Annotated in this window: 9 protein-coding genes; 7 read left to right on the top strand and 2 right to left on the bottom strand. The window is 40.2% G+C overall.

Annotated elements, in window-relative coordinates; translation table 11 throughout:
- The first annotated feature begins 67 nt into the window (after positions 1 to 67).
- Together nspC and nth are read left to right on the top strand one after the other, a co-directional pair.
- Positions 68 to 1,207: a carboxynorspermidine decarboxylase gene (gene nspC, locus LBYS_RS06990; protein ID WP_013408169.1), complete on the top strand. Its 1,140-nt coding sequence runs from the start codon at positions 68 to 70 to the stop codon at positions 1,205 to 1,207.
- 3 nt (positions 1,208 to 1,210) lie between these two features.
- Positions 1,211 to 1,897, top strand: a complete 687-nt coding sequence (nth, locus tag LBYS_RS06985; protein WP_013408168.1) for an endonuclease III — start codon at positions 1,211 to 1,213, stop codon at positions 1,895 to 1,897.
- Here nth and LBYS_RS06980 read toward each other — a convergent pair.
- Complete coding sequence (locus LBYS_RS06980; RefSeq protein WP_013408167.1) at positions 1,894 to 3,069, bottom strand: M20 metallopeptidase family protein; 1,176 nt, start codon at positions 3,067 to 3,069, stop codon at positions 1,894 to 1,896. The two genes, nth and LBYS_RS06980, sit on opposite strands and share 4 nt — an antisense overlap.
- A 56-nt stretch (positions 3,070 to 3,125) precedes the next feature.
- On the opposite strand from LBYS_RS06980, the gene LBYS_RS06975 reads away from it, so the two are divergent.
- Positions 3,126 to 3,671 (top strand): thioredoxin family protein, encoded by a 546-nt coding sequence (locus LBYS_RS06975; RefSeq protein WP_013408166.1) that lies wholly within the window; start codon positions 3,126 to 3,128, stop codon positions 3,669 to 3,671.
- A gap of 37 nt (positions 3,672 to 3,708) precedes the next feature.
- Here LBYS_RS06975 and LBYS_RS06970 read toward each other — a convergent pair whose 3' ends face one another.
- On the bottom strand, positions 3,709 to 4,692 hold the full coding sequence (locus tag LBYS_RS06970) for a pyruvate dehydrogenase complex E1 component subunit beta (protein ID WP_013408165.1): 984 nt from the start codon (positions 4,690 to 4,692) through the stop codon (positions 3,709 to 3,711).
- Positions 4,693 to 5,157: 465 nt separating this feature from the next.
- Between LBYS_RS06970 and thiL the strand changes: the two genes are divergently transcribed.
- The 4 genes from thiL to LBYS_RS06950 all read left to right on the top strand — a co-directional run bounded on the left by thiL (position 5,158) and on the right by LBYS_RS06950 (position 13,557).
- Entirely contained in the window at positions 5,158 to 6,165 is a 1,008-nt protein-coding gene (gene thiL, locus LBYS_RS06965; protein ID WP_013408164.1) for a thiamine-phosphate kinase, read from the top strand.
- 127 nt (positions 6,166 to 6,292) lie between these two features.
- A complete protein-coding gene (locus LBYS_RS06960) occupies positions 6,293 to 9,079 on the top strand; it encodes a DUF11 domain-containing protein (RefSeq protein WP_013408163.1) in 2,787 nt (928 codons plus the stop codon).
- Between the two features lie 310 nt (positions 9,080 to 9,389).
- Positions 9,390 to 9,974 carry a porin family protein gene (locus LBYS_RS06955; RefSeq protein WP_013408162.1) on the top strand — a complete coding sequence of 195 codons (585 nt, stop codon included), beginning with the start codon at positions 9,390 to 9,392 and terminating at the stop codon, positions 9,972 to 9,974.
- A gap of 337 nt (positions 9,975 to 10,311) precedes the next feature.
- Positions 10,312 to 13,557, top strand: a complete 3,246-nt coding sequence (locus tag LBYS_RS06950) for a S41 family peptidase (RefSeq protein WP_013408161.1) — start codon at positions 10,312 to 10,314, stop codon at positions 13,555 to 13,557.
- The last annotated feature ends 39 nt before the right edge of the window (positions 13,558 to 13,596 follow it).

Below are 13,596 nucleotides of genomic sequence, written 5' to 3'. Positions count from 1 at the left end.
TTCAAAATCAGAAAGGAAAATGCTGCAAGGCTTTGTAATTTTGTGGTTTAAAGGAAACAAAATATACATGGCAATCGATTTCTCAAGCATACCATCTCCTGCATTTGTATTGGAAGAAAAATTACTTAAAAATAATCTTGAACTATTAAAAAGCGTGCAGGATCGCTCCGGTGCTGAGATTATCGTAGCATTGAAAGGTTTTTCTTTTTACTCTAAGTTTCCATTGGTAAAGCAATATTTATCTGGAGCTACAGCCAGTTCCTTAAATGAAGCCCGACTGATTGTGGAGGAAATGGGAGTTTTAGCTCATACGTATTGTCCGGCATATAAGGAAGAGGAGTTTGACCAAATGATGGAATACAGTTCACATATCACTTTTAACTCCTTAAATCAATACGAGAAATACAAAGACAAAGTAAAAGCCTTCCCTAGAAAGATATCCATGGGCTTGAGGATTAATCCTGAATATGCAGAGGTGGAGGTAGATATGTATAATCCCGCGATAAAAGGTTCCAGACTAGGAATCACTAGGAATCTATTGGGAGATACCTTGCCGGAAGGGATTGAAGGCTTGCATTCACATACGCTTTGCGAAAATGACTCTTACGTTTTAGAGAGGACCTTAGTTCATATAGAAGGGAAATTCGGTCATTTATTACATCAAGCCAAATGGTTAAATTTAGGTGGAGGCCATTTGATGACCAGAAAGGGATATGATCACGAGCATTTGATAGGTTTGATTCAAAACCTAAAAGCAAAATATAATATTGAGGTCATTCTGGAGCCCGGCTCCGCGATAGGGTGGGAAACGGGATTTCTTAGGTCCAAAGTCTTGGATATAGTAGACTCATTAGGGGTAAAGATTGCCATCTTAGATGTCTCATTTGCGGCCCATATGCCTGACACCTTAGAGATGCCATATAAGCCCAAGGTTTGGGGAGCAGAATCTGAAGCGGTAGAAGGTAAATTTGTGTATAGACTGGGTGGGATGACTTGCTTGGCTGGGGATTACATGAGCGAATACTCATTTGATCAGGAATTGAAAGAAGGAGATACCATCGTCTTCAATGACATGATTCATTACACTATGGTAAAGACCACTACATTTAATGGGGTAGGATTACCTTCAATAGGGGTTTTGAGAGAAGATGGTTCATTTGAACTCTTAAAATCCTTTGGATACGAAACCTTTAAAGACCGACTATAAGCCGTGTTAAAGAAAGATAGATACGCAGGTATAATCTCTTACTTTGGAGAACATATGCCTAACCCGGAAACGGAATTGATGTATTCTAATCCTTATGAATTGCTGGTGGCTGTAATCCTATCTGCTCAATGCACAGATAAGAGAGTAAATATGGTCACTCCCGAGTTATTTGCAAGGTATCCGGACGCAAGGGTGTTAAAACATGCGGAGCCTGAAGAAGTATTTGAATATATCCGGAGCATATCCTATCCTAACAATAAAGCTAAACATTTGGTAGGTATGGCTAAGATCCTTGTGGATCAATATAACAATGAGGTTCCTTCTGCAATAGAGGACTTGGTCAAAATGCCTGGAGTGGGTAGAAAGACGGCCAATGTTATCGCTTCTGTTATTCATCAAAAGCCTACCATGGCAGTAGATACGCATGTTTTTAGGGTTTCTCACCGACTTGGCTTAGTTTCCCCCAAGTCTAAGACCCCACTGGCTGTGGAAAAGGAATTAGTAAAATACTTATCTAGAGATATTATACCCAAAGCCCATCATTGGTTGATATTGCACGGTAGGTATACTTGTATAGCAAGGAATCCTAAATGTGGGGAATGTGGGATCACGGAGTTTTGTAATTTGTATCCAAAGATCCAAAAATACGGCTTAACGAAAGCAGAAGAAGGCTTGCCTAAGATAGCTTAGGCAAGCTCTTTATAAGCCATGTACGCCATGAGACCAGGGCCTATTTCCAAAGCTTTTTCGTCTATGTCAAAGGTAGGAGTATGAACTCCTGAAATAATTCCTTTTTCTTCGTTTCTGGTACCTAATCTGTAGAAACTGGCGTCTACCACCTGAGAATAGAAAGCGAAATCTTCTCCTCCCATCCACAAATCTAGATCTACAATGTTTTCTTCCCCCATATACTCTGTGGCATGTTGACGGATTCTTCGGGTTAATTCTGGATGGTTATTCAAGAAAGGATATCCTTTTACTACCCAAAACTCACAACGGGCACCCATGGCTTCAGCCATGTTCTCTGCCATTTTTTGCATTTTTTGCAAACCTTCTGCTCTCCATTCCTCGTTCATACATCTGAAGGTGCCTTCTATGTAAACTTCGTTAGGGATGATGTTAGTAGCTCCCTCTGCTACCACCTTTCCAAAGGTAAGAACGGAGGGGTAAGAAGGATTTTTATTCCGTGAAATGATCTGTTGTAAAGCCACGATGATATGACTGGAAACTACTACAGGATCGACGCAAGTATGAGGTGATGCACCGTGGCCTCCTTTTCCGTGAACACGCATGTAGATTTCGTCTGTGCTGGCCATATACATGCCTTCTCTGAAACCTATCTTACCTACGGGTATGTTTGGCGCTACGTGTTGTCCTACTATCTCATTTACTCCATTTAGTACTCCTTCTTTTATCATTAATGAAGCGCCACCAGGAGCTTTTTCCTCTCCGGGCTGGAAAATCAACTTTACGGAACCGGCAAAATTCCCTTTTAGAGTATTAAGGATCCGTGCTGCTGTAAGGAGGCTGGAAGTATGTACATCGTGGCCACAAGCGTGCATTACACCAGGATTCTGAGATACGTAGGGAACTTGATTTTGTTCTGTAATAGGTAAGGCATCCATATCGGCACGTAAAGCTATGCATGGTCCATCTCCTCTTTCTCCTTGAATAAGGGCCGTGACGCCGGTATCCGCCACACCTTCCTGAGGGTTTAAACCTATGTTTCGTAGCTCTTTGGCTACAAAGGCAGAGGTTTCTTTTTCTAAGAAGGACAGTTCGGGATGGGCGTGAAGGTGTCGTCTAAGTTTCACGGTATCCTGAAAAAATTCTTTTGCTAGATTTTGAAAGGAGGAGAGCATTGCCGATTTTTTTTATGCAAAAGTAATACATATTTTGGTACATAATTTGCGTTGTAATGAATGTATTTATACCGTTCAATATGAAAAAAATGATGGTTCTATTGCTACTGGCTGCTGGTTCAGCGAGTGCACAGAACGCCAAGATTAATTGGATAAGCTTAGAAGAAGCTTTTAGTAAGATTCAGACCACGCCTAAGAAGGTCATGATTGATGTGTACACGGATTGGTGTGGTTGGTGTAAGGTAATGGATCAAAAGACCTTTACGGACCCGGATGTAGTGAAATACGTGAATCAGAACTATTATGCTGTGAAGTTTAATGCGGAAAGTAAGAAAGATGTGGTATTAGGAGGGACTACATATAAGTTTAATGCGGCTAACAGAGCTCATGAAGCAGCTATAGCTTTGTTACAAGGAAAGATGAGTTATCCTAGTATAGTGTATTTAGATGAGAAGTTTGGGATGATCCAACCTGTGCCGGGTTATATGGAAGCGAAGGATTTTCATCAGGTGATAACCTATATAGGAGGGAATCATCACCTTTCAGAGAAGTTTGATAGTTTTAAAGCTGGGACATATTCAAAGACATATGTAAAAAAATAAGCGGGCTAACCCGCTTATTTTTTTGAATAAGTTCTTCTTACTTCTTGTAAAGTACTTCTTTTACTGCTTTCACTGTGCGTTCTACATTTGGAAGAGTGGCCTCAATCAAAGTAGGTGCGTAGTGAAGCGGAATATCCATACTGTTTACTCTGATCACCGGAGCGTCTAAGTAATCAAATGCATTTCTTTGTAAGTGATAAGATATTTCACTGGAAATAGCAGCTAGAGGCCAAGCTTCTTCTACTACTACGCAGCGATTCGTCTTTTTCACAGATTGAACTACAGTAGCGTAATCAATTGGTCGAACGGTACGTAGGTCAATCAGCTCTACGCTGATGCCGTCTTTTTTCAACTCTTCTATGGCAGGTAGTACTACTCTTGGGATCATTTTACCGAAAGAGACGATGGTTACATCTGTACCTTCTTGTACTACATTTGCTTGTCCTAGAGGAATGATGTATTCTCCTTCAGGTACCATGCCTTTATCACCGTACATTTGCTCTGACTCCATAAAGATGACAGGGTCATTATCACGGATAGATGATTTTAATAGTCCTTTTGCATCATAAGGGTTAGAAGGAACTACTACTTTAAGGCCTGGAGTATTAGCATACCAGTTTTCAAAGTTTTGGGAGTGCTGTGCACCTAGCTGTCCGGCGTTACCGGTAGGTCCACGGAAAACGATTGGACAAGAATATTGTCCAGCAGACATGGCCATAATCTTAGCAGCACTGTTGATCACTTGATCAATGGCTACTAATGAAAAGTTAAAGGTCATGAATTCAACGATAGGTCTACAACCGTTCATGGCTGCTCCTACTCCAATACCGGCGAAACCTAACTCGGCGATGGGAGTGTCGATAACTCTTTTAGGGCCAAACTCATCTAGCATGCCCTGGCTGGCTTTATAGGCACCGTTGTATTCTGCAACTTCTTCACCCATTAAAAAAACCGTCTCGTCTCTCCGCATCTCTTCGGACATAGCTTCCTTAACGGCATCTCTGAATTGAATTTCTCTCATATTGAATTTATTCTACCTGCTATAATGCTACAAAAATAGTACACGATGCTCACATACGAAAATCATTTTCGCTAATAAAAAAAAGGACTGGAGCAATCGCCCCAGCCTTTCCCGCTACTAAATCCACACAACTTTTATCTCTAAATCTTTAACCCCATAGGTTATCGATTGCACAATCATTTTTGACATTGCAAATGTAATAGGTTTTTTGGAATTAAAAAAAAGTATAAATCCTATTTTTTTTAAAAAAAATCTTCCCATCGTTCAGTAACGTTTCGGGGAATTGTGTCAAAATGATAATAATGAATTGTGTATGAATTACATATGTATAGACATTTGAGGGAAAAGCGAAAGGAATGAGTTTGTTATCAAGTGATTAATAAAATTTTTTAATAATAAGATTATGGGCATTTTGGAAGTAATATGCTTCCTAAAGCATACCAATATTTTTGTTAACTTTGCATCATGAAGAAACTTGAAGAACTAGGTGAATTTGGACTCATAGACAGAATTAAGAGTCAAACATCTTTGAAAAATACTACTTCTTTTGTAGGTATAGGAGACGATGCTGCGGTGATAGATCAAGGCTCGCACTATTCCTTATTAAGTACAGATCTAATGGTGGAAGGTGTTCACTTTGATTTAGCCTACCATCCTTTGAAGCATTTAGGATACAAAGCGGTGGCTGTAAATGTTTCTGATATTGCGGCCATGAATGGTATTCCTAAACAGATTACGGTATCTATAGCTATAAGTAATAGGTTTGGATTAGCAGCAGTAGATGAATTATATGAAGGCATCCATCTGGGGTGTGAAGCTTATAATGTAGATCTTGTAGGTGGTGATACCACTGCATCGAGGGCCGGAATTGTGATTTCAGTATCTGTTTTAGGTGAAGTAACCAAAGATAAACTGGTTCTTAGAAGCGGCTCGAGGGAAAACGATATCCTTTGTGTGACCGGAGATCTTGGTGCTGCCTATATGGGGGTTCAGGTTTTGGAAAGGGAAAAGCAAGAATTTCTGGCTAATCCTAATATGCAACCTCAATTAGAGAATAAATCTTACCTCGTAGGAAAACAGTTAAAGCCGGATGCCCGTATGGATATCATTCATGAACTGGCTGAGAAGGGGGTGGTTCCTACCAGTATGATGGATATATCTGATGGTCTCGCTTCTGAAATTCTGCATTTGTCAAAAGCCTCAGGAAATGGATTTACGGTTTTCTTTGATAACATACCTATAGAGAACCTTACTTTAGAAACCAGTACAGAATTTAATATTAATCCCGTAGTGGCAGTAGTAAATGGTGGAGAGGATTATGAATTATTAATGACCATCAAACAGGAAGACTACGAAAACATAAAAGGTATCCTTGATTTGACTCCTATAGGATTTGTGAATAATGAAAAAATGAACTGGTTAGTGCTCAACTCCGGAGAGAAAACAGAGATCAAAGCACCCGGTTGGAAATAATTTTTTTGCGCTTAAGCCCCTTTTTGAGGGGCTTTTTTCTTTTTTTTTGATCATTATGTAAAAACGGCTTGCTTTTTGCTAAGATTCTGATGTAAGGTGTTTAACAACCCATTCAAATCAGACATCTATGAAGAAGGTTTTTACCAGTTTCTCATTTTTATTTCTCCTCTTTGGGGTAGCTTTGGCTCAAAAAGCTCCCTCACAGTTTGTTACTGAAAAGGAATCAGTTTCTCCTCATACCTATACTGTTCCCGGATATCAAACTCCCTATCCTCCATCTAATAGCTATACCATGAACTTTGGTAAGTTTAGTGCAGCTGAAGCGGGATATAATAGGGTGATTAGAAGTTTTCAGGTGGACGGCAGAACCTATGTTAGAGGGGAGCAGGGAAATACTCCATTTTCAAAAGTAACCTTGAAGCGTATTGATAACTCAGTTACCGGAAATAAGGCTACGGCATTCTTTGAAGTAGAGGGAGACCAGGAGGATGGTCAATTCTATTTGGCTCCTGAGTATGTGAATGATATGGAGGGCTTGATTAATTCCTACGTATTTAATAGGGGCTCAGATAATGTACTTTCCAATAATATGGCTACACATAATAATGTGGAGCGCATTGATCTCATCTTTGAAAATGGAATTAAAGCACCTTCTAACTCTTTGATGCTGAATAGATCAGGTATGTTAGTCATGGAAAGGGGAGGAAATGATAATTTCAAATTTGCTGTGATCAAGGGACTAAGTGGGGGAGAAGTGAGCCAATTAGGTGAACTGAAAACCGCAGAAAGGTCTTCAGCATGGGGAGGCACAGGTATCACTTTAAAAACCCTTGTGGTACAGAGAGATGGGGGTGATGGAGGTAATCTTAGACCTTCTCAACTGATAAACCCACAAGAGATCTATGGTACTTTTATCACCCTTCAAGATTTAGGAGTAGGTCCTGATGAAGTGTTTTATGGCATCTCCTTGTTTGCGAATGATGTCACTGCCTCTGGCCAGGCCTTAGTAGATCTTAGTTCCGGATTTCCTTTAGATACAGACGGAACGGATGACGGTGGTTTAGACTTCGTAGCCGGAGGTGGCTTCTTTACCGTAGAAAATAATGTAGGAGGAAAGGTTTTCCACGATGCGGCACCGGATCCTACTCAAATATCCGGGCACACAGGTGGGATGGATGGTTCTTTGATATATGCCCATCCTTTGTATGTTTCCTTATTAGACGGAGGTGGAAATATTCTATCTACAGTAGCCGTGGAAAATGGAGCATTTACCTTCTATGATGTAGCAAATGGTAATTACACTTTAGTTTTACATCAGACGCCTGAAGGTTCAAATATGCCTTCCTTGCCTACCGGTTGGTACTCCACAGGCGAAGGCCCCTCTGCCACGAAAGACGGAAGTGCTGATGGAATTATACATTTCTCTATTCCATCAGGAAACCTAATAAGTAATAATTTCGGAGTAAATTCTACAATAGAGGCGAATGATGATGACTTTGGTACACATACTTCCACTGTGGCATATACTACTCCGGGTACCATCTTCGAGAATGATATTCTCAATGCTCAACCTGTGGATCCTTCTCAAGTCATTTTGAAAGTTAATGGGACCGAAGTAAACGCCAATGTGCCGTTAGACGGGCCAGGCGTTTATCTCCAGCCAGACGGGAAAGTGACCATTGAGGCAGGAGCTCCCGCAGGTACGTATACTTTAACATATACACTTTGTGATAGAAATCAACCTGATAAGTGCGATGACGCTATCATTACCATACGCGTAAAGGAAACTAGCTCTATTGTAGCAGAAGATGATGATTTTGGAAGCATTTATTCTACTTCTCCTTTTACTTCTTCCTTTACTATCCTTCAGAATGATTCCTTGAATCATTCACCGGTCGTACCTTCAGAGGTTGAATGGAAAGTGAATGGAGTACATGGAGAAGTGGCCTTAGTAAATGAAGGAACAGGTACAGAGGATTCTCGTGTGAAATTACTAGAAGATGGTACGGTAAGTGTAGAACAAGGCACTCCCGAAGGTACCTATAGTTTGAACTATACCTTGTGTGAAGTAGCAGATCCCGGCAATTGTGATGACGCTAAAATCATCATTAGAGTTAAGGCATTCTTGCCTATTGTAGCGAATGATGACGACTTTGGGACGGTATCTTCCCATGTTCCATACGTCACCCCAACGGTCATCTTTGCCAATGATTCTTTAGATTCCGCTCCGGTACTTCCTGAATTAGTGGATTTAAAAGTAAATGGAGTTATAGTTGATCAACCCGTTTCTTTACAGTTTGATGGAGTAGATAATGATAAAGTTAAGCTTTATCCGGACGGAACCGTTCATGTGGAGGAAGGCGCAGTTCCTGGTACTTACACCTTGCCTTACACCATATGTGAAAAGGCTAACCCTACCAACTGCGACGATGCAGTGATCACTATTAGAGTAGGAGAATTTGACTTAGCCTTAGAAAAGAGAGTTAAATCTGGTCAAAAAGCAGTGTTTAAGGAGAATGATGAGGTGATTTTCGAAATTGTCATCAAAAACGAAGGTACCTTAGATGCGCATGATATTCAAGTAGTGGACTACGCGCCGGATGGATTAGAATTATTAAGCGCGGATTGGACACTCCAAGATGGAAAGGCAAAATTAAATCAAACCATAGACCACCTAGCTGCTGGTGAGCAAAAGATAATTGAAATTATATTCAAAGTTAAATCAGATGCCAAACCTACGCTTAGAAATGGGGCAGAAATAGCTTCAGCAAATGGAGGTGTGGACAAGGATTCAACCTTTGATGAGGATCCGTTTAATGATCCTGAGGAGGAAGATGATAAGGATTCTGTCCAAATTACCATATGTAAGCAAGGGGGCAACTGTTTACCCGTAAAGACAACGAAAATCAAATGATCTCGAACCCGGCTATAGGCCGGGTTTTTTTATGCCTTTTGGATAGCAAAATAAAATTTAATGAAAATTTAAGGCCAATCTAAAAACTAGTATTCTCAAAAAAATACAAAATGTAAAAGACCTTATGAATCTGTGAATAAAGAGGGGAAATGGCTCCTTTCTATATTAATTTCAGCTTAAAACTTAAACCGAAAAATAGGGCGAAATCTCCACTCAGGAAAATGTGGATTTGCAATATCAAAGAATGTACATCTAAATTTGTGATGTCAAGTAAACGCTTTGACACAATTACACTTAAACTCTTTGAATCATGAAAAAGTACATTTTAGGATTTGCTTTTCTATTAGGAATTAACAGCACATTCGCACAAACCACAAGCATAGGTCCATTGATCGGAATTAACTCATCTGTTCAAAAAGGAGATATCTCTTTTGAGAAATGGAAAGCTGCTGATTTAAACGTAGGCGCATTCTTGAATCACTCGAAGAATGATAAATTTGGTCTTAGAATTGAAGCCTTATACACTTCTTTGGGAACAGAATATACGAATTCATCTGAGGTGTTAAAAACAGGTTATATTCAAATTCCTGTTTATGGTGTGGCCTATTTCGGTAAACAAGGTTCAGCCGTACGACCAAAATTAATGGCCGGTCCGTATGTTGGGTTCTTGACCAATTTTGGAGGAACAAAGATTAATTTAAATAAAGACGATTATAACAAAGTGGATGCAGGTCTGAAAGCTGCTGCAGGACTTAATGTTCGTCTGTCGAATCAGATCTGGTTAAACGCTGACTTACACTACGGTCTAGGTTTAGTAGATATTTCAAAACTCGAATCTAAAATCCACAATAACGCTTGGGGCTTAAACGTAGGTGTAAGTTTCCCGGTGAAATAATAATTATCGCTAAATTTGACAGGAGGCTCCGGATACGGAGCCTTTTTTTTGTGCCTGCCCGTTTGAAATTCTAGTGTTTAAAGTAAGGTCAAAGGGGTGTCTGCTCCTACAATATTTTTTTTGGTACTTGCAACATTTCCTACATAATTATAGACCTTATATTAATTATCTTTTTGAAAAACTTATGAAGAGGTCTTAGTAGGACATTGAATGAGAGAAATCAAGTTTCTTGAAATTAGTTACTTATGCTCAGAAAAACCATGGTCATTTCTTTTTGTATAAGAAATTGATTTACTTTTGTTCCACAGTTTGACCCATAGTACACAAATTTTATTTTATGAAAAATCTACTAAATTATGCCATTGCAACTTGCTTGGCGGTTCCTGCCTTTTCCCAGGTTGATGCTTCATTGATGAAGTATCCGGATGTTTCTTCCACACACATTGTATTTTCTTATGCCAATGATTTATGGCTAGTGCCCAAAACTGGAGGGCAAGCACAGAAATTAAGTTCACCTCCGGGTGTAGAAACTTACCCTAAATTTTCTCCGGATGGAAAAGAGATAGCCTTTTCAGGAAATTATGACGGGAATACTGATGTGTATGTGGTTCCTGTGACGGGAGGAACTCCCAGAAGGCTAACTTCTCATGGTTACCAAGATCGTGTAGTGGATTGGACAGTAGATGGGAAGGAAGTTATTTTCGCCTCTGCCAGGTTTAGCGGTAAACAACGCTACAATCAATTCTACAAGGTGAAGAAGGAAGGTGGACCTGAAAGTAAACTTCCATTAGAATATGCGGAGTTTGGATCATTCTCGCCAGATGGCTCGAAAATGGCTGTGGTCTATATGTCACAAGTAGGCAGATATTGGAAAAGATATAAAGGTGGAACCAAAGGGACTATACAGATCTATGATTTTAAGGATAATACCTCCAAAAGGATTTCACCTCAAGATGGAGGAGGAGATGAATTCCCAATGTGGTCCGGTGATGTGCTTTATTTTCTATCTGATAGAGGAAAGGAAGAAAGGATGAATCTTTGGTCCTACGACACCAAAACAGGTAAAACAGAACAGTTGACCCATTATAAGGATCTTGATATTCATTACCCTTCCTTGGGCAATGGAGAGATTATTTTTGAGCAAGGGGGAAAGTTGCATTTGTATTCCATTAAGGATAAAACAGTCAAGACTGTCCAAGTTCAAATCCTGTCAGATATGAGCGACTATATGCCAAGGCAGGAGAGTGTAGATAGATATATTCAAAGTGTCTCCTTGAGCTACGATGGGAAAAGAGCCCTATTCTCAGCCAGAGGAGATGTATTTTCTCTTCCTACAAAAGAAGGTGTGGCTAGGAATCTGACGAACACTTCGGGCATTGCAGAAAGAACACCTGAATACTCTCCGAACGGTAAAAATATCGCCTTTTGGTCAGATGAGTCAGGAGAATATGAATTATACCTCCAATCCATTGAACAGCCATCGACAAAAAAGAAATTGACCTCCTATGGTCCGGGATTTAAATATACCCCTTATTGGTCTCCTGACTCAAAGAAGATCTGTTTTATAGATCAGGCCGGTGAGATTAAAGTATTTGATCTGAGCACTCAAACCACGAAGAAGGTGGATAAGCTTTTGATATTCAGTCATGGAAATACTGCAGGGTTTTCCTGCGAATGGTCTTCTGATAGTAGGTGGATAGCTTATTCCAGAGACCTTCCCAACAGCCACAGAGCAGTATTCTTGTATAATGTGGAAAGCGGTAAGAGTACTAAGATTACTGATGGTTTCTACTCCTGCAGCAATCCAAGCTTTGATCCCTCTGGTAGGTATTTGTTTGTAGTAACACAACAAGCTTTTCGTCCTTATTATTCCGACTTTGACAATACTTTTGTTTACGCTAACTCTTCGCAGATCGGTGTGATTACATTAAGTAAGGATAGTACCTCCTTCCTAGCGCTGAAAGATGATGTGGTTACTATAAAGGAGGATGAACCCAAACCTGCAGAGACAAAAGGGGCGGAAGGAAAGTCTGGAGATGCGGCAGCAAAACCTGCAAAAAAAACAGTAGATATTGATTTAGAAGGTATGGAAAGTAGAATGGAATTACTGCCTATCCCTGCCGGAAATTTGGGAAGTCTATTGGCCTATAAGAACAAGATTATATTTATGAGGTATCCTAACACCGGAGCGGAAGGTCAGGCTTCTCTGAAAGTATATGATTTTGATAAGAAAGAAGAAAAGACCATTATAGATGGAATTGGTGGATATACGGCTTCGGGAGATCGGAATAAACTTTTAATCAATAAGGGCGGTCAATTTGGCGTTATTGATCCAAATGAAGGGGCTAAGTTAGACAAAACCATGAACCTGAAGACCATGATAGCTACCATTGACCCTAAAGCGGAGTGGAAGCAAATCTTCATGGATGCTTGGAGAATTCAGAGAGACTTCTTCTATGATAAAAATATGCATGGAGTGGACTGGGAAGGTATGAAGAAGAAATACCTGAAGGTCTTAGAAGGTGCTGCAAATCGAAATGATGTTGCACTCATTTTAGGTGAGTTAATTGGAGAATTGAATGCTTCCCATACATATTACAGCGGAGGAGATTTAGAAGTTTCGAAATCCAAGCAAGTAGGTTATTTGGGGATAGATTGGCAAGCTGATGGGAATCATTATAAGGTAGGAAAGATCATTAGAGGGGCCAGTTGGGACGCAGAAGTGCGTTCTCCTCTTGAAAAATCAGGTATCAAAGAAGGCTCTTACATCTTAGAAGTAAACGGGTTGCCGATAAGTACAAATAAAGATCCGTATTATTATTTCGCGGGGCTGAATAATGTTGCGGTAGAGTTAACATATAATGATAAGCCAAGTTTAGAAGGAGCCAAGCGTGCTATAGTGAAGACCATGAATGACGAGAGTAGACTACGTAATTTGGCTTGGATTGAAGGAATGAGGAAGCGCGTGGAGGAGGCTACTAATGGAGAGGTGGGCTACATTTATGTACCAAGTACGGGTATTGATGGGCAGAATGAATTGATGCGTATGTTTAATGCGCAGATCGATAAGAAGGCGCTCATTATAGACGAACGCTTTAATAACGGAGGGCAGATCCCTGACCGTTTTATAGAGATGTTAGAGAGGCAACCTTTAGCAGGCTGGGCTACTCGAGATGGGGAAAATTGGAAATGGCCACCTTCAGGTCATTTTGGCCCAAAAGTGATGCTTATTAACGGTTGGAGTGGTTCAGGAGGAGATGCCTTCCCGGATTATTTTAAGAAAAAAGGATTAGGCCCCTTGATAGGAACACGTACTTGGGGCGGTTTAATAGGTATAAGTGGAACGCCTGATCTCATTGACGGAGCATCTGTGACTTCTCCTACTTTCCGTATGTATAATATGGATGGAACCTGGTTTAAAGAAGGTCATGGGGTAGATCCGGACATTCATGTGGATGAGGACTTGGGGGCATTTGCAAAAGGAGTTGACGTCCAATTAGAAAGGGCCATTGAAGAAGTGAAACGTTTATTAAAAGAGAAACCTTTTCAATTTCCGAAGAGACCGGCCGCTGAAAAGAGATAAGATAAGGGAGGGTTTTTCCTCCCTTTATTTTTTTAATAC

This window comes from Leadbetterella byssophila DSM 17132, assembly GCF_000166395.1.
In the GTDB taxonomy this organism is placed as follows: domain Bacteria; phylum Bacteroidota; class Bacteroidia; order Cytophagales; family Spirosomataceae; genus Leadbetterella; species Leadbetterella byssophila.
This window is presented reverse-complemented; position numbering and strand designations above follow the sequence as displayed.

What these genes read in the sequence shown, in the direction of transcription:
- LBYS_RS06955 (WP_013408162.1), top strand. Translation starts at nt 9,390, where the DNA reads ATGAAAAAGTACATTTTAGGATTTGCTTTTCTATTAGGAATTAACAGC.
- LBYS_RS06975 (WP_013408166.1), top strand. Translation starts at nt 3,126, where the DNA reads ATGAATGTATTTATACCGTTCAATATGAAAAAAATGATGGTTCTATTG.
- LBYS_RS06960 (WP_013408163.1), top strand. Translation starts at nt 6,293, where the DNA reads ATGAAGAAGGTTTTTACCAGTTTCTCATTTTTATTTCTCCTCTTTGGG.
- LBYS_RS06970 (WP_013408165.1), bottom strand. Translation starts at nt 4,692, where the DNA reads ATGAGAGAAATTCAATTCAGAGATGCCGTTAAGGAAGCTATGTCCGAA.
- nspC (WP_013408169.1), top strand. Translation starts at nt 68, where the DNA reads ATGGCAATCGATTTCTCAAGCATACCATCTCCTGCATTTGTATTGGAA.
- thiL (WP_013408164.1), top strand. Translation starts at nt 5,158, where the DNA reads ATGAAGAAACTTGAAGAACTAGGTGAATTTGGACTCATAGACAGAATT.
- LBYS_RS06950 (WP_013408161.1), top strand. Translation starts at nt 10,312, where the DNA reads ATGAAAAATCTACTAAATTATGCCATTGCAACTTGCTTGGCGGTTCCT.
- LBYS_RS06980 (WP_013408167.1), bottom strand. Translation starts at nt 3,069, where the DNA reads ATGCTCTCCTCCTTTCAAAATCTAGCAAAAGAATTTTTTCAGGATACC.